1 protein-coding gene is annotated in these 1,055 nt (G+C 62.3%); it reads right to left on the bottom strand.

Annotated elements, in window-relative coordinates; all coding sequences use genetic code 11:
• A partial coding sequence (locus ACWD3C_RS48750) for an IS5 family transposase (RefSeq protein ID WP_451155299.1) occupies nt 1-831 on the bottom strand: 831 nt, incomplete at its 3' end.
• Nucleotides 832-1,055 lie beyond the last annotated feature (224 nt).

The following is a 1,055-nucleotide window of genomic DNA, read 5'->3' as shown; positions in this document are numbered from 1 at the left end:
CCCTCGCCAGGTTGGCGTGGACTCGTCCGTTATGCGCTTGGCGAGATTGTCGATCGATGCGACCTGGATCATGGCTTCGGAGCTGGCGGCGAGAGTTTCGTAGTCGCGGGCGAGTCGACGGTGCATCATGATCCAACCGATGCTGCGTTCAACCACCCAGCGCCTTTTCAGGACGTGAAAGCCGCGGGTTCCGGGGTTTTTGTCGACGACTTCGACGTCGATTCCGAGCTCCGCGCCGTGCTCGACGACGGCCTTTTTGAAGCCGGTGTCGACCCAGCTCTTGGAAATGGTCGGGTAGGTCGCCTTGGCCTGATCGAGGAGGCGTATCCCCAGGGCGTTCTCGGAGAGACTCGCGGCGGCGACGGTCACAGCGAGGATCAGGCCGATGGTGTCAGTGAGGATGCCTCGCTTCCGGCCCACGATCTTCTTCGCGGCGTCCGTTCCCTGGCTGGTCACGGGCACGTTGGTGGAAGTCTTGACGCTCTGGGTGTCGATGACGGAGGCGGTCGGTTCGGGCTTGCGTCCCTCCTTCACCCGGGCCAGAGCGGTGAGGTCGTAATTGAGCTGAGCGAAGATTCCCTCGTCACGCCAGGCGGCGTAGTAGAAGTAGACGGTGCCGTGGCTCGGGAAGTCGTGCGGAAGGTATTTCCACGGTATTCCGGTCCGGTTCACGTAGAGAATCGCGTTGAACACGTCACGGAGGTCGACCTTGGCCGGCTTTCCGGTGGGCCTGCGGTCGAGCCGGGCTTTCCGCCACGCCGTCAGGGGCGGCTCGATCAAGGCCCACCGGGCGTCGGACAGATCACTGGGGTATGGCTTCTGCTGGCTCACGCCGTAGCGTTGCCACGGACGGGCCGGAAGATGCTGTTCCGCTGGTCATCAGGAGGTTCTGCCACATCCTCAAATCAGACGGACTCCCAGAAGCAGAAGCGAGTGAAACGGACGGCGGGCTCGAGGCGGCAACGGTCCACGAAGTTCGCATAGAACCTGAAGTGAAGCAAACCGGGGCAACATTGAAAGCCGCCTTTCGGAATGAACCTACGTAAACGCCCTCT

The sequence above is a fragment of the Streptomyces sp. NPDC002845 genome, from assembly GCF_053591955.1.
The sequence above is the reverse complement of the archived record's forward strand: the minus strand, read 5'-3'. Positions and strand labels throughout refer to the sequence as shown.